This is a genomic window from Mesorhizobium loti (assembly GCA_014189435.1).
Classification (GTDB): domain Bacteria; phylum Pseudomonadota; class Alphaproteobacteria; order Rhizobiales; family Rhizobiaceae; genus Mesorhizobium; species Mesorhizobium loti_G.
This window is the reverse complement of record CP050293.1, coordinates 5672920-5695429: the sequence shown is the minus strand read 5'-3', so window position 1 is coordinate 5695429 and position 22510 is coordinate 5672920. Positions and strand designations below refer to the sequence as shown.

At 63.3% G+C, this 22510-nt stretch carries 24 protein-coding genes; 14 read left to right on the top strand and 10 right to left on the bottom strand.

What is annotated here, in order from left to right; genetic code table 11:
* Positions 1–295 precede the first annotated feature (295 nt).
* Positions 296–1216: a LysR family transcriptional regulator gene (locus HB777_27175; protein QND67245.1), complete on the bottom strand. Its 921-nt coding sequence runs from the start codon at positions 1214–1216 to the stop codon at positions 296–298.
* 161 nt (positions 1217–1377) lie between these two features.
* Between HB777_27175 and HB777_27170 the strand changes: the two genes are divergently transcribed.
* From HB777_27170 to HB777_27155, 4 genes are all read left to right on the top strand, one after another.
* The gene (locus HB777_27170; protein QND67244.1) at positions 1378–2595 is read left to right on the top strand and encodes a urate hydroxylase PuuD; all 1218 of its coding nucleotides are present in this window, start codon (positions 1378–1380) and stop codon (positions 2593–2595) included.
* Position 2596: 1 nt separating this feature from the next.
* Positions 2597–3913 carry a guanine deaminase gene (gene guaD / locus HB777_27165; GenBank protein QND67243.1) on the top strand — a complete coding sequence of 439 codons (1317 nt, stop codon included), beginning with the start codon at positions 2597–2599 and terminating at the stop codon, positions 3911–3913.
* A gap of 221 nt (positions 3914–4134) precedes the next feature.
* Positions 4135–4638 carry a heme-degrading domain-containing protein gene (locus HB777_27160; GenBank protein ID QND67242.1) on the top strand — a complete coding sequence of 168 codons (504 nt, stop codon included), beginning with the start codon at positions 4135–4137 and terminating at the stop codon, positions 4636–4638.
* Positions 4635–5900 (top strand): glycerate kinase, encoded by a 1266-nt coding sequence (locus tag HB777_27155; protein ID QND67241.1) that lies wholly within the window; start codon positions 4635–4637, stop codon positions 5898–5900. The genes HB777_27160 and HB777_27155 overlap by 4 nt, the downstream gene beginning before the upstream one ends.
* A gap of 44 nt (positions 5901–5944) precedes the next feature.
* Here the strand turns inward: HB777_27155 and HB777_27150 are convergent, their stop codons facing one another.
* The 3 genes from HB777_27150 to HB777_27140 form a co-directional block, all read right to left on the bottom strand.
* Positions 5945–6238 carry a hypothetical protein gene (locus HB777_27150; protein ID QND67240.1) on the bottom strand — a complete coding sequence of 98 codons (294 nt, stop codon included), beginning with the start codon at positions 6236–6238 and terminating at the stop codon, positions 5945–5947.
* A 90-nt stretch (positions 6239–6328) separates the two neighbouring features.
* Positions 6329–7714: a glutamine synthetase gene (locus tag HB777_27145; protein ID QND68921.1), complete on the bottom strand. Its 1386-nt coding sequence runs from the start codon at positions 7712–7714 to the stop codon at positions 6329–6331.
* A 32-nt stretch (positions 7715–7746) separates the two neighbouring features.
* Positions 7747–9126, bottom strand: coding sequence for an aspartate aminotransferase family protein (locus tag HB777_27140; protein ID QND67239.1), 1380 nt, complete (start codon positions 9124–9126; stop codon positions 7747–7749).
* Between the two features lie 158 nt (positions 9127–9284).
* Between HB777_27140 and HB777_27135 the strand changes: the two genes are divergently transcribed.
* A complete protein-coding gene (locus HB777_27135) occupies positions 9285–9737 on the top strand; it encodes a hypothetical protein (GenBank protein ID QND67238.1) in 453 nt (150 codons plus the stop codon).
* An 18-nt stretch (positions 9738–9755) separates the two neighbouring features.
* On the opposite strand, the gene HB777_27130 is transcribed toward HB777_27135, so the two are convergent.
* Positions 9756–10187 carry a MarR family transcriptional regulator gene (locus HB777_27130; GenBank protein QND67237.1) on the bottom strand — a complete coding sequence of 144 codons (432 nt, stop codon included), beginning with the start codon at positions 10185–10187 and terminating at the stop codon, positions 9756–9758.
* Between the two features lie 64 nt (positions 10188–10251).
* Between HB777_27130 and HB777_27125 the strand changes: the two genes are divergently transcribed.
* The gene (locus tag HB777_27125) at positions 10252–10707 is read left to right on the top strand and encodes a hypothetical protein (protein QND67236.1); all 456 of its coding nucleotides are present in this window, start codon (positions 10252–10254) and stop codon (positions 10705–10707) included.
* 2 nt (positions 10708–10709) lie between these two features.
* On the opposite strand, the gene HB777_27120 is transcribed toward HB777_27125, so the two are convergent.
* Both HB777_27120 and HB777_27115 read right to left on the bottom strand, forming a co-directional pair.
* Positions 10710–11684, bottom strand: a complete 975-nt coding sequence (locus HB777_27120) for a WD40 repeat domain-containing protein (protein QND67235.1) — start codon at positions 11682–11684, stop codon at positions 10710–10712.
* A gap of 250 nt (positions 11685–11934) precedes the next feature.
* Positions 11935–12984, bottom strand: a complete 1050-nt coding sequence (locus HB777_27115; protein ID QND67234.1) for a GTP-binding protein — start codon at positions 12982–12984, stop codon at positions 11935–11937.
* A gap of 200 nt (positions 12985–13184) precedes the next feature.
* On the opposite strand from HB777_27115, the gene HB777_27110 reads away from it, so the two are divergent.
* Complete coding sequence (locus HB777_27110; GenBank protein QND67233.1) at positions 13185–13931, top strand: intradiol ring-cleavage dioxygenase; 747 nt, start codon at positions 13185–13187, stop codon at positions 13929–13931.
* Positions 13932–14148: 217 nt separating this feature from the next.
* Positions 14149–14619, top strand: coding sequence for a winged helix-turn-helix transcriptional regulator (locus HB777_27105; GenBank protein ID QND67232.1), 471 nt, complete (start codon positions 14149–14151; stop codon positions 14617–14619).
* A gap of 24 nt (positions 14620–14643) precedes the next feature.
* Here the strand turns inward: HB777_27105 and HB777_27100 are convergent, their stop codons facing one another.
* Positions 14644–15516: an AraC family transcriptional regulator gene (locus HB777_27100; protein QND67231.1), complete on the bottom strand. Its 873-nt coding sequence runs from the start codon at positions 15514–15516 to the stop codon at positions 14644–14646.
* A 51-nt stretch (positions 15517–15567) separates the two neighbouring features.
* Here HB777_27100 and HB777_27095 point away from each other — a divergent pair, with 51 nt between their 5' ends.
* The 5 genes from HB777_27095 (at position 15568) to HB777_27075 (ending at position 19612) form a co-directional block, all read left to right on the top strand.
* The gene (locus HB777_27095) at positions 15568–15975 is read left to right on the top strand and encodes a DUF2000 family protein (protein QND67230.1); all 408 of its coding nucleotides are present in this window, start codon (positions 15568–15570) and stop codon (positions 15973–15975) included.
* Positions 15976–16167: 192 nt separating this feature from the next.
* Positions 16168–17052 carry a DMT family transporter gene (locus HB777_27090; GenBank protein ID QND67229.1) on the top strand — a complete coding sequence of 295 codons (885 nt, stop codon included), beginning with the start codon at positions 16168–16170 and terminating at the stop codon, positions 17050–17052.
* 77 nt (positions 17053–17129) lie between these two features.
* Entirely contained in the window at positions 17130–18152 is a 1023-nt protein-coding gene (locus tag HB777_27085; protein QND68920.1) for a substrate-binding domain-containing protein, read from the top strand.
* Complete coding sequence (locus HB777_27080; GenBank protein ID QND67228.1) at positions 18149–19132, top strand: 2-hydroxyacid dehydrogenase; 984 nt, start codon at positions 18149–18151, stop codon at positions 19130–19132. The genes HB777_27085 and HB777_27080 overlap by 4 nt, the downstream gene beginning before the upstream one ends.
* A gap of 75 nt (positions 19133–19207) precedes the next feature.
* Positions 19208–19612: a hypothetical protein gene (locus HB777_27075; protein ID QND67227.1), complete on the top strand. Its 405-nt coding sequence runs from the start codon at positions 19208–19210 to the stop codon at positions 19610–19612.
* Here the strand turns inward: HB777_27075 and HB777_27070 are convergent, their stop codons facing one another.
* Positions 19613–20386 carry a gamma-glutamyl-gamma-aminobutyrate hydrolase family protein gene (locus tag HB777_27070; protein ID QND67226.1) on the bottom strand — a complete coding sequence of 258 codons (774 nt, stop codon included), beginning with the start codon at positions 20384–20386 and terminating at the stop codon, positions 19613–19615.
* 301 nt (positions 20387–20687) lie between these two features.
* Between HB777_27070 and HB777_27065 the strand changes: the two genes are divergently transcribed.
* The gene (locus HB777_27065) at positions 20688–21797 is read left to right on the top strand and encodes a TRAP transporter substrate-binding protein (GenBank protein ID QND67225.1); all 1110 of its coding nucleotides are present in this window, start codon (positions 20688–20690) and stop codon (positions 21795–21797) included.
* Positions 21798–21919: 122 nt separating this feature from the next.
* Here HB777_27065 and HB777_27060 read toward each other — a convergent pair whose 3' ends face one another.
* Entirely contained in the window at positions 21920–22294 is a 375-nt protein-coding gene (locus HB777_27060) for a VOC family protein (GenBank protein ID QND67224.1), read from the bottom strand.
* Positions 22295–22510: the final 216 nt, after the last annotated feature.

Here is a 22510-nt window from a genome sequence, read left to right as displayed (position 1 = left end):
GCTCATGCCTCGACGATTGGCCGAGGCATCAATCACTTCGTCATCCTGGGGCGAAGCAAGGAGCGTAGCGACGCGGCGCAGACCCCAGGATCCATGCCGGGACTCCTGAGCGCTGCAGCGGTGCAGAATTCTGCTCCGCTGCACTCCACGGCGAAGGTCGCGGCATGGATCCCAGGGTCTCCGCGACGGAGCTTCGCTCCTGCTTCGCCCAGGGATGACGAGTTGGTGAGGCTTCGGCCAATCTCGTACGTAGGCGTGAAGCATCGACCGGTGCCTTCCGCGCGGCAGGCGGCCCTCATTTACCAGCAAGCAGATCGTTGATCAGCCGCTGGCAGCGCTCGGCCATGAAGTCGAGCAGCAGCCGCACTTTCGGGTCCTGCAGCTTCTTGTGCGGATAGACGGCGGCGAACTGCACCGGCGTCGGCGGCGTGTTGCTCAGGATCACCTTCAACCGCTGGTCGCGGATGAACGGCTCGACCTCGAAGCGCGGCTTGTTGATGATGCCGCGCCCCGACAGCGCCCAGCCGGTCAGCACGTCGCCATCGTCGGTGTCATACGGCCCGTGCACTTCGAATTTCTGCGGGCCTGTGGGGGTCTGCAGCGTCCACACATATTCGCGCGCGCCGGAATAGCGCAGCATCAGGCAGTCGTGCTTCTTGCCGATCAGCTCCTGCGGCTCAATTGGCTCGCCGCGCGCCTCCAGATATTTCGGCGCCGCCACCAGCACGCGTTCGCATTCCATGATGCCGCGCATCCTGAGGCTGGAATCCTCGATGATGCCGAGCCGGAAGGCGACGTCGATGCCTTCCTTCATGATATCGACATTGTGGTCCGAGAGCCTGAGCCGAACCTCGATATCAGGATACTTGTCGTGGAAATCGGGAATGCCCGAAGCCACCAGCCGGCGGCCGAGGCCTAATGGGGCGGTGACGCGGATGGTGCCGCGCGGCTGGCCGGATAGCGCCGAGACCGCGGCTTCCGCCTCGGTGATCGCCTCCAGCACCTGCTTGGCGCCCCCGTAAAAAACCGTGCCATGCTCGGTCGGCATCAATTGGCGCGTGGTGCGGTTGAACAGCCGCACGCCCAGGTGCTTCTCCAGCTCCTTGATGCGGTTGGAGGCGACCGCCGGCGAAATGCGCATGTCGCGGCCCGCCGCCGACAGATTGCCGAGTTCGACGACGCGAACGAAAACGGCGATGTTGTCGAGATAGGCCATGCGGTTCCGTGGCTTTCCTGAGGCCGCCTTCGGGCGGCTCCCATCCTGCTGCGTGTGACTACCCTAGTATTTTCCATTTTTTTTGAAAGTCCTCGTGCACCTCGCCTCTTTCCGTTTGCGCTCCAGCCCGTAAAGTCACCGGATCGGCAGGGACGACTTCAATGATGGATTTCGCGATTTTCTGGGACTGGCTTAGTTTTGCCGTGCGCTGGCTGCATGTCGTCACCGGCATCGCCTGGATCGGCTCGTCCTTCTACTTCGTCGCGCTCGATCTCGGCCTGCGCCAGCGCCCGGGCATGCCCGTCGGCGCCTTCGGCGAGGAATGGCAGGTGCATGGCGGCGGATTCTACCACATCCAGAAATATCTGGTGGCGCCCGCCGAGATGCCGGAACACCTGACCTGGTTCAAATGGGAATCCTACGCCACCTGGCTGTCCGGCTTCGCCATGCTGTGTGTTGTCTATTATGCCGGAGCCGATCTGTTCCTGATCGATCCGAACGTGCTGCCGATGTCGGTGCCGGTCGGCATCCTGCTGTCGCTGGCGACCATCGGCGTCGGCTGGGTGGTCTACGATCTTCTGTGCCGCTCACCGCTGGGAAAAAGCGATACCGGCCTGATGCTGGTGCTTTACTGCGTGCTGGTGTTCATCGCCTGGGGGCTGACGCACCTGTTCACCGGCCGCGCCGCCTTCCTGCATCTGGGCGCCATCACCGCCACGATCATGTCGGCCAATGTCTTCATGGTCATCATCCCCAACCAGAAGATCGTCGTCGCCGACCTCATCGCTGGCCGCAAGCCTGATCCGAAATACGGCAAGATCGCCAAGCAGCGCTCCCTGCACAACAATTATCTGACGCTGCCGGTGCTGTTCCTGATGCTGTCGAACCACTATCCCCTGGCGTTCGGCACTGAGTTCAACTGGGTCATCGCCTCGCTGGTGTTCATCATCGGCGTGCTGATCCGGCACTATTTCAACTCGGTCCATGCCCGCAAGGGCAACCCGACCTGGACCTGGATGGCGGCGCTTGTCCTGTTCATCATCATCATCTGGCTGTCGACCGCGCCGAAGGTACTGACCGGCGAACCCAGGGAATCGGCGGCGGCGCAAATCTATGTCGCGTCAGCGCATTTCCCGGCCGTGCGCGACACCGTGCTCGGCCGCTGCTCGATGTGCCATGCGGCGGAGCCGGTCTATGAGGGCATCTATCATGCGCCCAAGGGCGTGATGCTCGACACCGATGCCGACATCGCCAACCACGCCCGGGAAATCTATCTGCAGGCCGGCCGCAGCCACGCCATGCCGCCCGCCAACGTCTCCCAGATCACCGACAAGGAGCGGGCGCTGCTGGTGGCCTGGTTCGAAGGCGCAGGGAAATAGCATGAGCTCGACACTTCTGCGCGGCCGCACGCTGTCCTTTGTGCGCTGGCCGCAAACCATCGATGACCATTCCGCCTGGCGCTACGAGGAGGATGGCGGCCTGCTGATCCGCGACGGCAGGATCGTTGCCGCCGGCGCCTATGCCGATGTTGAAAAGCAGGCCGGCGAGACGGCGAAGAAAATCGACCATCGGCCGCATCTGCTGCTGCCGGGCTTCATCGATGCGCATGCGCATTTCCCGCAGATGCAGGTCATCGCCTCCTATGGCGCGGAACTGCTCGACTGGTTGAACACCTACACTTTTCCGGAAGAGACGAAGTTCGCCAATGCGCAGCACGGCCGCCGCATCGCGCGGCTGTTCCTCGACGAAATGGTGCGCCATGGCACCACGACGGTTGCCGCCTACTGCTCGGTACACAAGGCTTCCGCCGAGGCGTTCTTTGCCGAGTCGCATGACCGCAACATGCTCAACATCGCCGGCAAGGTGATGATGGATCGCAACGCGCCCGACGGCGTGCTCGACACGCCGCAATCCGGCTATGACGACAGCAAGGCGCTGATTGCGCAGTGGCACGGCAAGGGCCGCCAGCACTACGCCATCACGCCGCGCTTCGCCATCACCTCGTCGCCGGAGCAGATGGAGATGGCCGGCGCGCTGTGCCGCGAACACCCCGACCTGCACATGCAGACGCATCTGTCGGAAAACCACGCCGAGATCGCCTTCACGCAGGAACTCTACCCCTGGTCGCGTGACTACACCGACGTCTACGAGCACTACGGCTTGTTGAGGAAGAAGAGCCTGTTTGGCCATTGCATCCATCTGTCGGAGCGCGAGGCGGATGCGCTTTCTGACTCGGGCTCAGTGGCGGTGTTCTGCCCGACCTCCAACCTGTTCCTCGGTTCCGGCCTGTTCGATTACCAACGCTTTCGCCGCCGCGACAAGCCGATCCGCATCGCCGCCGCCACCGATGTCGGCGGCGGCACCAACTATTCGATGCTGCGCACCATGGACGAGGGCTACAAGGTGATCGCGCTGAATGGCGAGAAGCTCAACCCGTTCCAGTCCTTCTGGCAGATGACGCGCGGCAATGCCGAGGCGCTGTCGGTCGTGGAAAAGATCGGCACGCTGGACGAGGGCAGCGATGCCGATATCGTCGTGCTCGATGCCAGGGCGACGCCGGCCATGCGGCTCAGGATGGAAACGGTCGAGACGCTGGCGCAGGAGTTGTTTCTGCTGCAAACGCTGGGCGACGATCGCACCGTGCGCGAGGTTTACGTGGCTGGGCGGCCCGCCAAGACCGACATGATCGCCGGGTAAGCCCCCTCACCCGGATTGCCAAAACCGAATTGCAAAGAGCAATCCGGGGCAATCCGACCTCTCCCCGAGGGGAGAGGAGGAAGTCGAGGTCCCGTGCCGTCTCTTCTCCCCTCGGGGAGAAGGTGGCCGCGCAGCGGCCGGATGAGGGGGCCACGGCGACGGAGCTTGACCGGGCGGAGCTTGTCGTACAAACGACGTGTGACGATTTTCGGAGAGAGAAAATGGCCGTTGCTGACGACATCGCTCTGATCAAGAGACAGGAAGAGACCCTTGTCTTCGCCGCCTTCGACGAGGCCGTCGCTTTCAAGATCGGCTCAGCCATCCGCGATCGGGCGTTGGCCGAGAACCTGCCTGTGATCGTCGACATCAGGACCTTCGATAGGCCGCTGTTCTATGTCGCGCTGCCGGGCTCGAACGCTTCCAATCCCGACTGGGCGCGGCGCAAGATCAACGTGGTCAAACGGTTCCTGAGAAGCACCTATCGCATGGTGCTGGAACAGCAGCGCCCGGACCGCACCTTCAAGATTGGCGAGGGTCTCGACATATCGGACTATGTGCTGGCCGGCGGCGGCTTTCCGGTGACGGTGAGGGGCGCCGGTGTCATAGGTGTGATCGCCGTTTCCGGCCTGCCGGAGCGCGAGGATCATGGTGTCGTGGTCGATGCGCTGTGCGATCATTTGGGCATCGACAAGCGCGGGCTGACGCTGCCTCGGGACGCCGAATGACCGTGCTCGATCCCAAGACCTTCCTGACCTCAATCTTCAACGCGGCCGTCGCCGCCGCCGATCCGGAACGAACCATCCGGGATCATCTGCCAGCCAAGCCCAAGGGCCGCACCATCGTCATCGGCGCGGGAAAAGGCTCGGCGCAGATGGCGGCGGCGTTCGAGAAGGTGTGGGACGGCCCCATCGAAGGGCTGGTCGTCACCCGTTACGGCTATGGCGCGAAATGCGAGCGGATCGAGATCATCGAGGCGGCGCATCCGGTGCCGGACGCCGCCGGGCTCGAAGCCTCGCGGCGCCTGCTCGCCAAGGTCCAGGGACTGACGGCGGACGATCTGGTCGTGGCGCTGATTTCGGGTGGCGGCTCGGCGCTGCTGCCGTCGCCAGCCGGCAGCCTGACGCTCGCCGACGAGATCGCCGTCAACGAAGCGCTGCTCGCCTCCGGCGCGCCGATCGCGGCGATGAACACCATCCGCAAGCACCTTTCAACCATCAAGGGCGGCAGGCTGGCGGCGGCCGCCTGGCCGGCCAAGGTGGTGTCGCTGGTCGTCTCCGACATTCCCGGCGACAATCCGGCGCTGGTGGCTTCCGGTCCGACGGTACCGGATACCGGCAGCCGGCAGGATGCGCTGGCATCGATTGCTGCTTACGGCATGAAACTGCCGGCCTCGGTCATGGCGCATATCGATTCGCCGGCCGCCGATGCACCAAGCACGAATGACAAGCGCTTTTCGCGCAACGAAGTCCACCTGATCGCCTCGGCCGGCGTTTCGCTCGAAGCAGCGGCGGCTGAGGCGAAACGGCAAGGCGTCGAAGCGGTCATCCTGTCCGATGCCATCGAAGGCGAAGCGCGCGAAGTCGGTGGCGTCCATGGGGCAATCGCGCGCGAAGTGGCGACGCGCGACCGGCCATTTTCAAAGCCGGTTCTCATCCTGTCCGGCGGTGAGACCACCGTAACGCTGCGCGCCAAGGGCAAAGGGGGCCGCAACTCAGAATTCCTGCTTGCCTTCGCCATCGGCATCAACGGCGCGGAAGGTATCCATGCGCTGGCCGCCGACACCGATGGTATCGACGGTTCGGAAGACAATGCCGGCGCCTTCGCCGATGGTTCGACCGTATCGCGCATGCGCGCGGCCGGTGTGGACGCCAAGGCGATGCTGGCCGGCAACAATGCCTGGACGGCCTTCAATGCCGTCGGCGATCTTTTTGTGCCTGGTCCGACCGGCACGAATGTCAACGATCTCAGGGCTATATTGATCCGCTGAACTGTGATGCTGGCCGTGGTAGTGGTCAGTTTGAAATTGTGGGTTCAGTCCGTGATAGGCGTTGCATAGACGACAATGGAGTAGCCATCCTGGAGTGCGGCCGAAGCGGCATTCCGCAAAATGTCGTCAACGATTGCAGAAACGTCGGAGGAAATTTCCCTGGCATCGCGCACTTCGGCATCCTGCCAACCACACTCAACCAGATGTGCAGGCGTTGAAGTTATTGCGCTCGCTAGATTCATGGCACTTGCATAAACCAACAGCGCGTGGCGTTCGCCATCAGGATATTTTTCGGTTCCGTCTGCTTGAGCCACTACTGTTAGCACGTGAAGGTTCATTCTAATCCGCCATTCAGCGTTGTCATACGGGCCGCGCTGAGAACACCTATTTTGCGACAGCAGTTTTCAAACCGACCCGCTACCTGTCCTCTACACCTCGTGCAGATAGAGGTGGTAGTCCAGTTCGCTGACCGTGCGCGCCACGCGCAGGTACTCGGACTGCTTGATCGCCACGAAGGTGCGATGCAGGTCCTCGCCGAGAGCGCCTTTCAGGAAGCTGGATGCTCGCGCCGCTTCGATCGCGGCGCGCCAGTCGACCGGCATCGTCGTGCGCGTCACGGCTGCCTCGTAGCCGTTGCCCGTCGTTTCGGGGCCGGGATCGAGGCCTTCATCCATGCCCTTGATGATGCCGGCGAGTACCGTCGCGGCGATCAGATAGGGATTGGCGTCGACGCCGGACGGGCGGTGCTCGATGCGCCGGTTCTTGGCGTCCCCCGCTGGCACGCGTAAGGCCACCGAGCGGTTGTTGACGCCCCAGGTCGGCGCCACCGGCGCATAGGATTGCGAGACGAAGCGCCGCCAGGAATTGGCGTGCGGCGCAAACACCAGCATCGATTCCGCCATCGTCTGGATCAGGCCGCCAAGTCCCTGCAGCAGCGGCAGCGACCAGCTCTCGCCGCCGGCTTCGGCAAAGACGTTTCGGCCGGCCTTGTCCTGCAGCGAGACGTGGAAATGCATGCCCGAGCCGGCATATTTCTCGATCGGCTTGGCCATGAAACAGGCGGTGACGCCATGGCGGCGCGCCTGCGCCCGCACCAGCCGCTTCAGCATGACCAGATCGTCGGCCGCCCGCATCACGTCCTTGCGGTAGTTCAGCGTCAGTTCGTACTGGCCGGGCGCATATTCGGAAATGACGGTCTCGGCCGGAATGCCTTGCGCCTTGGCGGCGGCATAGATGTCGGAGAACAGCGGCTCCATGCCGTGCAGATGGTCGACGGAATAGACTTCGGTCTTGCCCGAGACGCGGCCATCGAGCACGGCGCGCGCCGGCTGCACCTTGCCGTCGGCATCGCGCTCATTGGCCAGCAGGAAGAATTCGAGTTCGAAGGCGCCGGCCGGATAGAGACCCTTGGCTGCCAGGATGTCGACCTGTCGCGCCAGCGCCAGCCGCGGATCCGACGACATCGGCCGACCGTCGAGCATGTACATCGCCATCAGCAATTGGCCGCGCGGCGGGCTCGTGCCGTAGAGCGGCACCAGCGTGCCGGGGATCGGCCAGGCCCTGAGGTCGCCGTCGCCGGTGGTCCAGATCAGTCCGGTCTCGTGCACATCCTCGCCGGTGATATCGAGGCCGAGGATCGAGATCGGCATATGGCGGCCGCCCTCGAAAATGCTCTTCAGCTCATGCCGGCGCACGATCTTGCCACGGCCGACGCCATTGGCGTCGGTCAGCACGATATCGAAGGCTTCGATCTCGGGATAGGCGTCGAGAAAGGCTTGCGCCTCGGCTGATGTCGAGCCCGAAGGTGAGGTCATCATGGCATTGGGGTGGTCCATCGCCGCTTGTCTCACGCCGCAAGCTTTGCCGCAACCGCGCCGAAGGCGGTGATCAGCCGGTTGACCTGGGCACCTGACGTCGCCGGCGAGATCAGCATCATGTTGTGGAAGGGTGCGATCAGCACGCCGCGATTGACCAGCGCGACATGGATGGCGGCCTCCAGTTCCGGTGCATGCGCCACTTCCGCCTCGGCGCCATTCCTCAACGGGCCGGGCGCGCAGATGAACTCGACGCGGGCGCCGACGCGCGAAACATGCCAGGGCAGGCGGTGGCGGTCGATCACGCCGGTCAGCCCGGCATCGAGCCGCCGCGCCAGATGATCCATCCGGTCATAATTCTCACTGGTCATCACCTCTTCGAGCGTGGCGCGCATCGCCGCGAACTGCAGCGGATTGGCCGAGAGCGTCGTGCCCATACCGGAATAGCCTGGTTCCTTGGTCCTGTTGTAGTTGGCATAGCGCGAAGCGACGTCGTCGCTCATGCCCCACACACTTGCCGGCACACCGCCGGCAATCGGCTTGCCTAGCACGAAGAAGTCCGGGTCGAGACCATACTTCCTCGTGTAGCCGCCGGGGCCGGTCGAGATCGTATGCGTCTCGTCGATCAGAAGCAGTGTACCGGCTTGGCGCGTCAGTCTGCGCAGTGCGTCATGGTAGCCCGGATCGGCCAGCACCATGCAGGAATTGGTCAGCACCGGCTCGGCAATGACGCAAGCGACATCCTTGTCCCTGAGCGCGGCTTCGAGTGCTGAAACATCGTTGAACTCGATGACCTTGGCCGTGCGGGTCAGGTCGCGGAACTCGCCCGCCAGCCCCGGCCGGTTGACGGGCTTGCCGTCGATCAGCCTCACCATCGTCTCGTCGACCGAGCCGTGATAGCAGCCATTGAAGACCAGAATTTTCTCCCGGCCGGTGATGGCGCGGGCCACGCGCAGCGCAACGCGGTTGGCGTCGGTTGCAGTCGTCGCGATCTGCCAGAACGGCAGGCCGAAACGCTGCTGCAGCAGCGGCCCGATGGCGAGCGCGTCTTCCGAGGGCAGCATATAGGTCAGGCCCCGTCCTGCCTGACGGCGGATGGCGCGCGCCACCGGCGGCGGCGAATGGCCGAACATCGAGCCGGTGTCGCCAAGGCAGAAATCGTCGAGCCTGATACCATCGATGTCGGTGATGGTCGCGCCTTTGGCGCTATCGACCAGGATCGGAAACGGCGTCGGCCAGTCGTTCATCCAGTGCATTGGCACGCCGCCGAAGAAGCCGGGCAGGCCGTTGCCGGCCTTGGCTTGCGACCTTGGCCGCGCCTTGCGGAAGGCCGCCCCCTCGGTGTCGCGCAATTCTGCGATGCGGTCTCGGCTGATACCGCCGATGGTCTTTGAACTGTCGCTGCTGTGCATGAAAACCCCTCTGGCTGGTCCCTCTTAGCCAATCCACGTCGGCAACCGCAATTGGCCGCGCGTCTGCCCTGCATTGGCTCAGCCGGTGCGTGGGCGGCGGCGCTTGACCCTGCCGATGAAGTGAGCGTCAATACGGGAGACAACGGGGGTGAGAGAAAATGCGGACGACTATCTGCGGATTGGGCCTGTTCTTGTCGACCGGCACAGCCCTGGCCTCGGGCGGAATCTGGTGTTCTGCCGATGACACGGCGGTGAAGTTCGAGGTCGAAGCCGGCGTCACAAGGGGCATGGGTGGGCCGACGTTCAATTTTCGCGGCGATCTCGAAATTTTAGGCAGGCCTGCCGGCGACAGCCTGCGCAAAACCGTCTTCGAGGATTCGAACCTGACGCAATACTGGCTCGACGGCAAGGAATTGCGGCTGAACGTCTATAGCGAGCATAAGGCCGTGCAAACCTACAACTCGGTCGAACTGACGATCCTGACCAAGACCAGCGACGAAGGCGTCTATGACGGGCAGTACACGCTTGCCGTCTATGACAATGCCGCCGACGTGGACAAGGACGGCAAGCCGGCGGAGTTGACGGGCAAGGTGTCGTGCGGGGCTGAGTAGGCTCGCCGATCGGCTGTGTCAGCCTGCCTGCATCGAGGCGATGGCGCGTCGCATCAGGTCGAGAAACATCAGCCGCTCGTCCTCGCTGAAGCCGGTCAGTGCCGCCTCGTTCTGCAAACGCGCGGCCTGCGTCGCCGGTTCGCGCAGGCCAACGGCTTTCGCGGTGAGATGGATCGACTGCGAGCGCCCGTCTTCGGGGTGCAGGCGTCGTTCGATCAGCCCGTCACGTTCCATACGGATCAGCGTGTTGGCCATCGTCGCCTGTTCCACGTTGAGACGCTGCACGAGTTCGCGTTGCGTCAGGCCATCTTCGTCCCACAGCGCCAGCAGCGTCATGAACTGGGCTGGCGCCAGGCCAAGCGGCCGGATGCGCTGCTGCAGCCCGTTGGCAAACAACCGCGCCATGTGGTTGGCCAGGAATCCGGCGGATCGTTCCTTCTGAAATGCCATGCTCGCCAGATAATAGTTGAATAGCATGCTATGCAATGATATATAGCTTGCTATGGAGATTAAAATGAAAACCAGGATTCATGCAGCGGCGGGCGCCATAGCGCTCATCACGGTTTCGGCTTTCTGGCTGTCGACGGCCGCGGTTGAACTGCTTGGCGACGCGGCGGCGATCACAATTGTCAAAAACTGTGTGCTGGCCGGCATGGCGGTGCTCATTCCGGCGATGATCATTGCCGGCGCGTCAGGCTTTTCGCTCGGCAAGGGCTGGAAGAGCCCGGTCGTGGCGCGCAAGAAATGGCGCATGCGCATCATCGCCGCCAACGGATTGCTGGTGCTCGTGCCCTCGGCCTTCCTGCTCAGCAGCCTTGCCGCGGCCGGTCGCTTCGACAGCCTTTTCACAATCGTTCAGACGATCGAACTGGCGGCCGGCGCGACGAATATCGCACTGCTGTCGCTCAACATGCGCGACGGGCTGTCGCTGCGGCGCAAACCTCTTCGGCTGGCCGCGCGAGCGCGGTGAGTTCAGACCGTGATGTCGATGACGCCGCAGTCGCCGGCCGCACTGCCGAACGCGACGCGGCGTTCTTCCTTGTCCCACATCATCGAGGTGATGGCGCCCTTGCCCGGTCGTCGCAACAGCACTTCCTTGGCGTCGGCAAAACGCACCGCCATCACCATGCCGTCATCATAGCCGACGGCGACGACATCCTGGCTCGGGTGGCAGGCGACAGCCGTCACCATGGCGTTGCCGCGCGTGCCGAGTTCCAGCGGCGCCTTGCCCATTGGACCGTCCTTGCCTGAAAACGGCCAGACAATCGCCGCCGGCGCGCCGGAACTCGCCAGCCATTTGCCTTTCACGCTCCACGACAGGCTTTTGACCTTGCCGGGATAGCCGGTCATGCGCATGTGCTTGCCGTCGGCGAGCTTCCAGCCGTGCAATGCATTTTCCTGCATGGTGGTGACGAGGAAGGCGCCGTCCGGCGAGAAGGTGACGCCGGTGTGGGCGCCGGCCCATTCGAGCTCCACCGGCTTGCCTTCGGCGGCCGGGAAATGCAGCGTCGCGCCATTGTAGCGGGCAACGCCGAAGCGCATGCCCTTGGGCGAGAAGGCCAGTCCCTCGACCGAACGCGGATGGACGAATTCCCTGGTCTTGCCGTCGGCAAAGCGCACGTAGGCGGTCTTGCCCGTCGCATAGGCGATGGCGCCCTGCGGCCCGGCAGCAACGCTGGTGATCCACTTTTTTCCGGCACTGGTCAGTTCGGTGGCCTCGCCGCCCGCTTTCACGGCAAACACCTTGCCGTCCTCGCCGCCGGTGATCAGCCGGTCATTGGCGACATCGTGGAAGGCGGCCAGCAGCCCATCATTGGCCTGAACCGTCTTGTGGCCATGGTCGAGCCGATGGACGGCGCCGTCCGCCAGCGCGAAATGCGGCACGTCGCCAAGGAAGACGGCGGCAATGCAATGGCCTTCGAGATCAAGCGGGGCGACTGTGGGCATCAGAACCATTCCAATGAAGTTTGTTGCCATGCCCGGGAAGTCGCAGCGCGGCCAGGTGTGGCGCCAACCTTCTCCCCTTGTGGGAGAAGGTGGATCGGCGCGCAGCGCCGAGACGGTCGAGGGGTGTTGGACGGATCGCCGTCGGTGCCAAGCTGGAGCACCCCTCATCCGACCGAGCTTCGCTCAGCCACCTTCTCCCACAAGGGGAGAAGGACAGAAGGGGCAGCGCTAGCGTTATAAGGCTTGGAAATCAAGCCGCCTGGCAGGCGTCAAAACTCTTCTTCAGCCGCTCGGCGTCGAGTTCACGGCCTATGAACACCAGCCGGCTCTCGTGCTTCTCGCCGTCCTTCCAGGCGCGCTGGTGGTCGCCCTCGATGATCATGTGCACGCCCTGGATGACATAGCGCTCATCATCGCCCTTGAGCGCGATGATGCCCTTGAGCCGCAGGATGTTGGGGCCTTCCATCTGGGTGATCTTCTCGATCCACGGGAAGAACTTCTTCGGGTCCATCTCGCCGCCGCGCAGCGACACCGACTGCACCGTCACATCATGGATGTCGGAAGCATGCGCGTGATGGTGGTGGTCATGCCCGTCATGATCGTGGCCGTCGTGATCGTGGTCATGATGATGATCGTGATCGTCATGCCCTTCGAGGAAATGCGGATCGTTTTCCAGCGCCCGGGACAGGTCGAAGGCACCGCGGTCGAGCACTTCGGTCAGGGCGACGCCGGCTCGTGTCGTGCGATGGATCTTCGCCGCCGGATTGATGGCGCGGATCGTCGCCTCGACCTTGGCGAGTTCTTCTGACGTGACGAGGTCGGTCTTGTTGAGCACGACGACATCGGCGAAGGCGATCTGGTCCTCGGCTTCCTTGGAGTCCTTGAGCCGCAGCGGCAGGTGCTTGGCGTCGACCAGCGCCACCACCGCATCGAGCCTGGTCTTGGAGCGCACGTCGTCGTCCATGAAGAAGGTCTGCGCCACCGGCACCGGATCGGCGAGCCCTGTGGTCTCGACGACGATGGCGTCGAAGCGGCCAGGCCGGCGCATCAGGCCCTCGACGACACGGATCAGGTCGCCGCGCACCGTGCAGCAGACGCAGCCATTGTTCATCTCGTAGATTTCCTCGTCGGATTCCACGATCAGATCGTTGTCGATGCCGATTTCGCCGAATTCGTTGACGATGACGGCGTAGCGCTTGCCGTGGTTTTCCGACAGGATGCGGTTGAGCAGCGTCGTCTTGCCGGCGCCGAGATAGCCGGTGAGAACGGTTACGGGAATCTGCGTCTGTGCGTCGCTCATGGCTTGCCTCGAAGGTGCTGGGCCGCGAAAAATCCGGCCCTCGAAAAAGGGATTGTCGGTTCCATATAGGATGTGTGCCGGGTTTTTGCACGGGGCAAACCGATGGGCCAAACCGGCTTGCGACATGATCGGATTTTGACTGGCGAGAGCCGCTGCGATTGCCTAGGTCAAGATGCGGGAGCCAATTCGAGAGGCAAGATATGTCCGGCAAGCCATCCTCCTTGTCATTGAGCCGGCGCCAGGCGCTCGGCGTGATCGCGGTCACCGCCGGCGGTGGTGCCTTCTTGTCCGCCTCGGCAATGGCCGCCCAATCTTCGGCTGCCCAGGCCTCGCTTTATGCCGGACTGGCCCTGTTCGAAAACGGCGCCGGTGTCTGCACCATTACGCCTGAAGTGACCGAGGGACCGTTCTACTTCGACCCGAAGCTCGAACGTGCCGATGTCACCGAGGGCAAGAAGGGTATTGCCCTTGACGTCCGGCTGCAGGTTGTCGACGCGGCCTGCCGCCCGCTGGCCGGCGCTCGTGTCGACATCTGGCATTGCGACGCGCAAGGCGCCTATTCCGGCTATCCGGGACAGGGTGACGGCCGCGACATCGACACGTCGGGCCAGACCTTCCTGCGTGGCTGGCAGAAGACCGATGCAAGCGGCATCGTTTCCTTCGCCACCATCTATCCCGGCTGGTATCGCGGCCGCACCACCCATATCCATTTCAAGGTCTTCCCTGACGACAGTTCGGTGATGACCGGCCAGTTGTTCTTCCCCGACAGCCTCAGCGAGCAAATATTCACCGCTGTCGCGCCCTACAACGACCGGCGAGGCAAGCGCGACACCTCGAATGCCGCGGACGGCATCGCCAGGCAGGCCGGGCCGCAGTCGCAGGCCGCACTGCGCGAGGTGGAGGATGCCTATCAGGCGCTGATGATCGTCGCGGTGAAGTCCGGCTGAGCGACATTCCCTCGCTCAGCCTGCTCGCGACGAAAACTCCTGACGCGAAAACTCGTTTGTCATCTAACTGAAATAAACATCTGGCATTAGCCACGGCGGACACCACAATGCTTGCCGGCAAAGCTGTTTGAAGCTCCGGAATCTTTTTGATCGTCGATTGCCAACCGGCCGGCTGTCTCTATGCTGCCCGCACCGGTACGGCCGAAGAGGGATGACCATGGCCAAGGCGGACAAGACTGCGACAATGAGCCGGCTGCATTCGGCGGCAAGGCTGGCAAGAACCGCACTCGCGGCGCGGCTCCTGGCGCATGGCTTCTATGCCGGCCAGGATCAGATCATGCTGTCGCTCGACCGCGAGGATGGCCAGACGCCGGGCAATCTCGCCGGACGCCTCGGCGTGCGCCCACCCACCATCACCAAGACCATCAACCGGCTGCAGGCCCAGGGTTTCCTGGAAAAGCGCGCCTCGTCGGCCGATGCCCGCCAGGCGCATATTTTTCTCACCGACACAGGCCGCGACATCATCCACGCCATCGAGAAGTCGGTGAAGAAGACCGAGAAGCAGGCGCTGAAGGGCCTCGACAAGAAGGACCAGAAGGCGCTGTTCAAGCTGCTGGCCCGCATCGAGGCCAACCTCTCGAACGAGGAACTGGTGCTCATCGACGACGACGCCGAGTCGGACGACTGACCGGCCGATTGTCGCGGCAGGCGATCAAGCCGCCGCCGCGGTGGACCCATGGACCAGCGACGACCAGCGCCCCGGCGTCATGCCGAACGCCTTCTTGAATTGCCTGATGAAATGGCTCTGGTCGCTGAAGCCGGCTTCGATAGCGATCTGTGCCAATGGCTCGCCGGCGGCGATCATCCGCCGCGCACGCTGAAGCCGGCGCATCACCAGGAAGCGATGCGGACTGGTCGAGAAAGCGGCGCGGAAATGCCGTGACAAGGCATAGCGGTCGAGACCGGTTATCGCTTCCAGTTCACCGGAGCGCACCGGCCGGGTCAGGTTTTCCGTAAGATAGTCGCGCGCCAGTGCCGCCGCCCGCCACGCCGTCCTGGTCATCGGCTTCGCCGGTTGGCCGGCATGCCGTGTCAGGCTTTGCATCAATTGCGTCAGGAAGTCGTCGACGAACAGCTCGTCGAGTTCCTGCTCCAGCGGCCCCAGCGCCGAAAGCAGCGTTGTGCAAAAGGCCGTGTCCGTTACCACACCATCCCTGACAAATGGCAGCGACGCACCGCCAAGACAGTCGAGCATCAGCGACGGTTCCAGATAGAGCATCCGGTAGCGCAGGCCGTCCTCGGTGCCGGCGCCGCCATCATGCAGCTCGTCGGGATGCAGCACGATGATCTGGCCGGGCAGGCTGTGGCGCGCTGCGCCGAGATAGCGAAACGTCTGCACCCCGTGCAGCGTCACCCCGATCGCATAGGTGTCGTGGCGATGCAGGTCGAAGGCGCTGCCATGGAAGCGCGCCTCGATCCGCTCCATGCCGGCGGGGTCGGGGGCGGAGATGATGCAGTTTTCCGCCGCATCGACGCACAAACGTCCAAGACCTTGCAGGGCCTGGCTGTCTAGATCGTGCGACATCGTCTCCTTCAGCCCCGAAATCGGGCGCAAACCTCGAATGGTCTATTTCTCATGTTCGATACGAAATTTGCAATCGTGCTCAGGGAGGATTTGCCGGTCTGGCAGAAACTCAACGTCACCGCGTTCCTGACCAGCGGGATCGTCGCGCAGTTTCCCGACATCATCGGCGAACCCTATCGCGACCGCGCCGGCAATCTCTACAACCCGCTGTCGATCCAGCCGGTCATCGTTTTGTCCGCCGACCAGGCAACGCTGGGCACCATCCACCGGCGCACGTTGGAGCGTGGCGTGACAACCTCCCTCTACGTCGAGGAGATGTTCGCGACCGGTTTCGACGCCGCCAACCGCGCTGTCTTCGCCGAATTCGCGCCAGAAGACGCCGGGGTGGTCGGTATAGCGCTTCGCGCCGAGAAGAAGGTGGTCGACAAGATCACCAAGGGCGCCCGCATGCACGCCTAGCCAAGGCACTACGCCTGCCGGCGGCTCTTGTTGTGCCAGCAGGCTTTCATGTCGCGACAGCCGACAATTGGCTTGCCGGGAGCCGGCAATTCCCGCAAAGGTGGGCTCCAGCCCAGCTTCCTACCCGGCCTGCAAGTGAGTGCTCCCCAAAGATATGTAGAAAGCGCGACGCCCCCGGTGGCGATCCTGTGCATGCTTTCCACCTATGTCTGTTTCACCTTCCTCGACACATCAAGCAAATACCTCGTCCTTGCCGGCGTTTCCGTGCTGATCGTCGCCTGGGTGCGCTTTGCCGTGCATGTGGTGCTGGTCGGCACGCTGCTGCGCGGCTGGCGCCAACCGGCGCGGTTTCGCCCGGTCAACCTGCCGGCACATGTCCTGCGCGGCCTGTTCCTGTTTGGATCGACCATCTTCAACATCCTGGCGCTCAAGTCCCTGCAACTGGCCGAGACCACCTCGATCTATTTCTTCGGGCCGATGGTGATCACGGCGCTGGCCGGTCCGCTGCTTGGCGAGTGGGCAGGTTGGCGGCGCTGGCTGGCGATCCTGGCGGCCTTTGCCGGGGTTCTGATCATCACGCGGCCGGGTGTCGGCGTTTTCGGCATCGGGCATCTCTTCGCGCTCGGCTCGATGCTGTCGAACTGCTTCTACGTCATCATGACGCGCCGCATGTCGGCGACCGAAACGTCGGAAAGCCTGATCCTGTTCTCGGCGCTGGCGCCGGCGTTGCTGCTGTTGCCCCTGCTGCCGTTTTCGTTCTCCCTGCCGCATGACGGCTGGCACTGGTTCGTGCTGGTCATGCTTGGCGTGTTCGGCGGCGTCGGTCACTGGTTGCTGGTCCAGGCCTACCGGCTGGCGACAACCACCGCATTGGCGCCCTATCCCTATTCGCAGATGGTGTGGATGATCATTTCAGGCTGGATCGTCTTCAAGCAGTTTCCCGACCGCTGGACGTTGGTCGGCGCCGCCATCATTGTCGCCAGCGGCCTCTACATCGTCCATCGCGAGCACCGGCTTCGGCTGCAGAGCCGCGCGGCCTCGGATGTCGAGGCGGAAGCGCTGGCAAAAAAACTTTGATTTGCCCCCGATCGGTGGCATAACGCCGCCTTTAAACAGTTTAGGTCTGGAAATTCAGGTCCGGGGAGCGCAAGGCGCTGGCACAGAAAATCAAGCTTTCGACGATCGCGGATGCGCTCGGCGTGTCCACGGCCACGGTCTCGCTGGCGCTACGCGACAGCCCTTTGGTTGCCGGGGCCACCCGCGATCGCATCAAGGAACATGCCCGCGCCATCGGCTATATCTACAACCGCCGCGCCGCCAGCCTGCGCACCTCGCGGTCGGGCATTGTCGGCGTCGTCGTCCACGACATCATGAACCCGTTCTTCGCCGAGATCCTGCGCTCGATCGAAAGCGAACTCGACCGCAGCCGGCAGACCTTCATCCTGTCCAACCACTACGATCAGCTCGAAAAGCAGCGCACTTTCATCGACACGCTTTTGCAGCTCGGCGCCGACGGCGTCATCATGTCGCCGGCCATCGGCACACCGGCTTCCGACATCGTGATGGCCGAGGAGAACGGACTGCCGGCGGTGCTGATCGCGCGCACCGTCGAGGGCGCCGACGTGCCGGTCTTTCGCGGCGACGACTCTTATGGAACAGGCCTCGCCACCAACCATCTGATCTCGCTCGGCCACAAGCGTATCGCCATGATCGGCGGCACCGACCAGACCTCGACCGGCCGCGACCGCTACCAGGGCTATGTCAACGCCATGGATGCGGCCGGGCTGGAAGTCAGGCCGTCCTGGCGCATCGCCGGCCCGCGCACCAAGCAGGCCGGCTTCGAAGCCGCGGGACAATTCCTGGCGCTGAAGGACAGGCCGACGGCCGCCTGCTGCTGGAATGACCTTGTCGCGATAGGCCTGATGAACGGCATTGCCCGTGCCGGCCTGGTGCCTGGCGTCGACATCTCCGTTACCGGCTATGACGACCTCGAAGAGGCGGCGATCGCGACGCCGGCGCTGACCACCGTCTGGAACGGCCAGCGCGAGGTTGGCCGCCGCGCCGCCAGCGCGCTGCTCGACAAGCTCAACGGGCAGACGGTGCGGCCTTCGCAGGAATTGATCAAGCCGGAACTGCATGTGCGTCAGTCGACCGGCAAGCCGGTGGAGCGTGCATGACCAAGGCCGAACAGCTGCAGACCGTCGCCATTCTGGTGCCGGGCGATTTCAACGACCATGCGGTCGACCGCATCCACCACACATTCAGGCCTGTCCCGATCGAACGCGCCGATCCGTCCCTCGTCACCGACGAGATGCGCAGCAATGTGCGTGGCATCGCTTCGTTCGCCGGCATCAACGCGGCGATGATGGATGCACTGCCCAACCTCGAACTCATCGCCTCGTTCGGCGTCGGCTATGATTCGGTCGATGTCGGCCATGCGGCCGCGAACAACATCATGGTCACCAACACGCCTGACGTGTTGACCGAGGAGGTTGCCGACACCACCATCGGGCTGCTCATCAACACCGTCCGCGACCTGCCGCGCGCCGAAACCTGGCTGCGCGACGGCAGCTGGGTGCGCAAGGGCAACTATCCGCTGAGCCGGCTGACCTTGCGCGGGCGAAAGGTCGGTATCTTTGGCATGGGTCGCATCGGGCAGGCCATCGCCCGGCGTCTGGAAGCCTTTGGCTTGCCTGTCGCCTATCACAATCGGCGCCTTGTCGAAGGTCTTTCCTACCAGTACCACCCGACCCTGAAAGGTCTTGCCGAAGCCGTCGATACGCTGATTTCGGTGGCGCCAGGCGGCGCCTCAACGGAGAAGGCGGTCAATGCCGAGATCCTGTCGGCGCTCGGCGCCAATGGCGTTTTCGTCAACATCGGCCGTGGCAGCACGGTCGACGAGGCAGCGCTTGCGGCAGCCCTTGCCAACGGCACCATCGCCGCCGCTGGCCTCGATGTCTTTGCCGACGAACCGAACGTGCCCAAGGCGCTGCTCGACGCGCCCAACACCTCGCTGCTGCCGCATGTCGGCTCAGCCTCGGACCACACCCGCCGCGCCATGGCGGATCTATGCGTCGACAATCTGGTGTCCTGGTTCACCGAGCGCCGGCCGCTGACGCCGGTGCCCGAGACGGCGCATGTGAAGGCCAAAAGCTGATTGCCACACTTATTAACGTCAGCTTAACCCTTTGGAAACATTCTCCATCCTGTCCGTGTGCGTGGATGAAGAACGATGAAAACACTTTCCGTATTGATCGCTGCCGCAGCGCTGTTTGGCGGCGTTCAGTTGTTTCATGTTGGCAGCGGGGAAAGCGTGGCCAACGAGGCCGCCCCGTCCAGCAGCTACAGGCTGGTCGCCAATGGCGATGAGGCGGCCTGTGCAGTCAGCCGCGGGGCCGAAATTTCGGACGGCTTGTCGCTGCTCACCGTTGCTCCGAAATGCCGCCGGCTCTTGCCGGGCATAGAGCAGGCGAAGTTCTGGCGCGAGCAAAACGACGGCACGGTTGCCTTCAGCGCCAATGGTGTCGATCCGATCGTCACTTTCGCGGCTGCCGATGGCGACGGCTACGAATCCTATGCCCCGGCGCTGCCGCTGCTGTCGCTGGCGGCCACCGGTGATAAGAAGTCCGGCGACTGATTATTCCGCTGCGGCCCGCGCTCCAGCCTTCGCTGCGGCGTGCAGGCGAACCGCATCGCCGAAGGCACGGAATATTTTCACCGAGTTGCTGTCAGACTTGACCCAATATTCCGGGTGCCATTGCACGCCGACGGCGAAGGCGCGGGAGTCGCGCACCGAAACCGCCTCGACCGTGCCGTCGCTGGCGACCGCCTCGATCTGCAGATTCGAGCCGAGCCGGTCGATCGCCTGGCGGTGCAACGAATTGACCTTGATGTCGCCGGCACCGAACACGCCGGCCAGACAGCTGCCTGGCTTGATCGAAATGGTTTGGTGTATGGCGAAGCGTTCGTCCTGCTTGTCGCTCACCGGCGCGCGGTGGTCGAGCGAGCCCTCTCGCTCCTGGATCTCGGTGCCCAGCGTGCCGCCGAGCGCCACGTTCAATTCCTGAATGCCGCGGCAGATGGCGAGCAGCGGCACGCCGCGCTCGATCGCCCGGCGGATCAGCGGCAGCGTCGTGGCGTCGCGCGCCGGGTCATAGGGACCATTGGCTTCGCTGGCGTCGCCACCATAAAGCGAGGGATGCACATTGGATTTCGAGCCGGTGACCATGACGCCGTCGACCGACGACAGAAGCTCGTCGAAGTCGAGCCGGTCGCCGAACGATGGCACCAGCAGCGGGAACACGCCGGCGCCGGTGATCGCCGCTTCCAGATATTGCTGTGGGGCGGCATGCCAAGTGTAGTTGTCGAACTGACGGACGTCGGTCGATATGGCGACGAGCGGCTGATGCATTTTGGCTCTGTGTTCCATCTGGGCAAGGAATGTCCTGCCTCTAAAATAGGCGATCCCTGGGTATTTTTCCATGCCAAGTTTCAGCGTGTCGCATGGGCCACGAAATCAGGCAGGACATAGCATTAGACTATAGTTGCAGGCCACGCGCCGGCGCCGCGAATTCCGCGAAAGCGCCATCGTCAAATCCGGCCGCCGTGCTGGACTCGACCTTTTGCCTGTGTATTGTTTCGCCCCAGACTGAGCCGGGATATCGAGGATGTTCCCGAATCTTGGTCTGTTTGATCCAAAAGGGAGGTACTTCATGGATCGTCGTTCATTCATTCGCAAGGCCGGTGTCACCGGCGTCGGTGCCGCCGCGGCGGCGGCCACGCTGGCGACGCCAGCAATCGCCCAGTCCAATCCCAAGGTGACGTGGCGATTGGCGTCCTCCTTCCCGAAGTCGCTCGACACCATCTATGGCGGCGCCGAGGTGTTCTCCAAGATGCTGTCGGAAGCCACCGACGGCAACTTCCAGATCCAGGTTTTTGCTGCCGGTGAGCTGGTGCCAGGCCTGCAGGCGGCCGACGCCACCACCGCCGGCACGGTCGAGGCCTGCCACACGGTGGCATATTATTACTGGGGCAAGGACCCGACATGGGCGCTCGGTGCGGCCGTTCCGTTCTCGCTCAACGCGCGCGGCATGAATGCCTGGCACTACCATGGCGGCGGCATCGACCTGTTCAACGAGTTTCTCGCCACGCAGGGCCTTTTCGGCCTGCCGGGCGGCAACACCGGCGTGCAGATGGGCGGCTGGTTCCGCAAGGAAATCAACACGGTGGCCGACCTTTCCGGCCTCAAGATGCGCATCGGCGGTTTTGCCGGCAAGGTGGTGCAGAAGCTCGGCGTCGTGCCGCAGCAGATCGCCGGCGGCGATATCTATCCGGCGCTGGAAAAAGGCACCATCGACGCCGCCGAATGGGTCGGCCCCTATGACGACGAGAAGCTCGGCTTCTACAAGGTCGCGCCCTATTACTACTATCCCGGCTGGTGGGAAGGCGGTCCGACCGTCCACCTGATGTTCAACAAGGCGAAATACGACGAGCTTTCGCCGGCTTACAAGTCGTTGCTGCGCACCGCGGCACAGGCGGCCGACGCCAACATGCTGCAGAAATACGATTATCTGAACCCTGCAGCGGTGAAGCGGCTGGTGGCTGGCGGCGCGAAACTGCGCCCGTTCAGCCAGGAGATCATGGCCGCCTGCTTCGAAAAGGCCAACGAGGTCTATGCCGAAATGGAAGCCACCAACGCCCCGTTCAAGAAGATCTGGGAATCGATCAAGGGCTTCCGCAAGGAGCACTATCTCTGGGCGCAGGTGGCCGAATACAATTACGACACCTTCATGATGGTGCAGCAGCGCAACGGCAAGCTCTAGAGCAATTCCAGGAAAAGTGCGTAGCGGTTTTCCGTCCGGAATTGCGTCAAAACAAAGAGATAGAGCAGCCCATCGCATTGACGCAAAAGACCCCGTGCCTGCTTGCCCGGGGTCTTTCTTTTTCAGGCTGGTGAGGAACTGACCTCGACCAGTATTCCGCCCGGCGCATGGCAGTAGAAGGTCGTCGAGCTGACGCCGCCGCGCGTCAGCTCTTGCACCGCACCCGGCATGAGGCCCGCATCGGCAAGCTCGGCCTGCTTTGCATGCACGATGTCCGGTTTGCCAACGAAGAAGCCGATGTGAAAGCCGCCGGGATAGGCGGCGGTCTCTCCCTTGCCCGGCACCATCAGGTTGAGGATGAAGCCATCGGTCCCGCGCAGGACAGCGAAGGCATCCTTGCCGCGCATGGCGAGAAGTTCGAAGCCGAAATGGCTGGTGAAGAAGCCGGCAAGAGCCGCGACTTCCGGTGTAACGAGATTGGCGTGGTTCAGTTTCATGGTCTTTGTCCTGTCGCGGGTTGAAATGCGGACAGGCTTGGCTGCAGACCGTGAACCGGCGGGGCGTGGCATCAGGAAATCCGGACATGACCCAACCGGCCCGCGGGCTTTCGCCTCGCTTGCCGGCCGCGGGTTCTCCCGCAAATCATGCGGTGAACAGGCTTCCGTTTTAGAAACGGAAGAGACCGGACTACCGGACCGGTCATGTCTTTTTCG

Excerpts from the sequence above, each read along its gene's own strand:
- HB777_27130 (QND67237.1), bottom strand. The coding sequence starts at position 10,187 with ATGGCATTTCAGAAGGAACGATCCGCCGGATTCCTGGCCAACCACATG.
- HB777_27125 (QND67236.1), top strand. The coding sequence starts at position 10,252 with ATGAAAACCAGGATTCATGCAGCGGCGGGCGCCATAGCGCTCATCACG.
- HB777_27175 (QND67245.1), bottom strand. The coding sequence starts at position 1,216 with ATGGCCTATCTCGACAACATCGCCGTTTTCGTTCGCGTCGTCGAACTC.
- HB777_27090 (QND67229.1), top strand. The coding sequence starts at position 16,168 with ATGCTTTCCACCTATGTCTGTTTCACCTTCCTCGACACATCAAGCAAA.
- HB777_27145 (QND68921.1), bottom strand. The coding sequence starts at position 7,714 with ATGACCTCACCTTCGGGCTCGACATCAGCCGAGGCGCAAGCCTTTCTC.
- HB777_27170 (QND67244.1), top strand. The coding sequence starts at position 1,378 with ATGATGGATTTCGCGATTTTCTGGGACTGGCTTAGTTTTGCCGTGCGC.
- HB777_27070 (QND67226.1), bottom strand. The coding sequence starts at position 20,386 with ATGCATCAGCCGCTCGTCGCCATATCGACCGACGTCCGTCAGTTCGAC.
- HB777_27135 (QND67238.1), top strand. The coding sequence starts at position 9,285 with ATGCGGACGACTATCTGCGGATTGGGCCTGTTCTTGTCGACCGGCACA.
- HB777_27150 (QND67240.1), bottom strand. The coding sequence starts at position 6,238 with ATGAACCTTCACGTGCTAACAGTAGTGGCTCAAGCAGACGGAACCGAA.
- HB777_27080 (QND67228.1), top strand. The coding sequence starts at position 18,149 with ATGACCAAGGCCGAACAGCTGCAGACCGTCGCCATTCTGGTGCCGGGC.
- HB777_27115 (QND67234.1), bottom strand. The coding sequence starts at position 12,984 with ATGAGCGACGCACAGACGCAGATTCCCGTAACCGTTCTCACCGGCTAT.
- HB777_27075 (QND67227.1), top strand. The coding sequence starts at position 19,208 with ATGAAAACACTTTCCGTATTGATCGCTGCCGCAGCGCTGTTTGGCGGC.
- HB777_27100 (QND67231.1), bottom strand. The coding sequence starts at position 15,516 with ATGTCGCACGATCTAGACAGCCAGGCCCTGCAAGGTCTTGGACGTTTG.
- guaD (QND67243.1), top strand. The coding sequence starts at position 2,597 with ATGAGCTCGACACTTCTGCGCGGCCGCACGCTGTCCTTTGTGCGCTGG.
- HB777_27160 (QND67242.1), top strand. The coding sequence starts at position 4,135 with ATGGCCGTTGCTGACGACATCGCTCTGATCAAGAGACAGGAAGAGACC.
- HB777_27095 (QND67230.1), top strand. The coding sequence starts at position 15,568 with ATGTTCGATACGAAATTTGCAATCGTGCTCAGGGAGGATTTGCCGGTC.
- HB777_27110 (QND67233.1), top strand. The coding sequence starts at position 13,185 with ATGTCCGGCAAGCCATCCTCCTTGTCATTGAGCCGGCGCCAGGCGCTC.
- HB777_27140 (QND67239.1), bottom strand. The coding sequence starts at position 9,126 with ATGCACAGCAGCGACAGTTCAAAGACCATCGGCGGTATCAGCCGAGAC.
- HB777_27155 (QND67241.1), top strand. The coding sequence starts at position 4,635 with ATGACCGTGCTCGATCCCAAGACCTTCCTGACCTCAATCTTCAACGCG.
- HB777_27120 (QND67235.1), bottom strand. The coding sequence starts at position 11,684 with ATGCCCACAGTCGCCCCGCTTGATCTCGAAGGCCATTGCATTGCCGCC.
- HB777_27105 (QND67232.1), top strand. The coding sequence starts at position 14,149 with ATGGCCAAGGCGGACAAGACTGCGACAATGAGCCGGCTGCATTCGGCG.
- HB777_27060 (QND67224.1), bottom strand. The coding sequence starts at position 22,294 with ATGAAACTGAACCACGCCAATCTCGTTACACCGGAAGTCGCGGCTCTT.
- HB777_27065 (QND67225.1), top strand. The coding sequence starts at position 20,688 with ATGGATCGTCGTTCATTCATTCGCAAGGCCGGTGTCACCGGCGTCGGT.